General features: G+C 70.0%; 1 protein-coding gene. It reads left to right on the top strand.

From position 1 onward, the window contains the following. Positions 1–273, top strand: a 273-nt coding sequence (locus FLQ44_RS23065; protein ID WP_147696195.1) for an MFS transporter, incomplete at both ends; no start/stop codon positions are given.

Genomic DNA, 273 nt, shown 5'->3' with positions numbered 1-273 from the left:
GCCTTCGCGGGCCGGGCGGCCGACGTCTGGGGCCGCCGCACCATGATGATCGTGGCGGCGGTGCTGTTCATCGTCAGCGCTTGGGGCTCGGGCATCGCGGGCTCCTCGACGGAGTTCGTGATCTACCGCATCCTCGGCGGTCTGGCCGTGGGCGCCGCCAGCGTCATGGCGCCCGCCTACATCTCCGAGATCGCCCCGGCCCACATGCGCGGCCGCCTGACGACGATCCAGCAGATCGCCATCATCTCGGGCCTGTTCTTCTCGTTTCTCGCC

The organism is Vogesella mureinivorans, from assembly GCF_007644035.1.
Lineage (GTDB): Bacteria > Pseudomonadota > Gammaproteobacteria > Burkholderiales > Chromobacteriaceae > Vogesella > Vogesella mureinivorans.
Note: the sequence above shows the minus strand (reverse complement) of the source record. Positions and strands in the feature narration are given on the sequence as shown.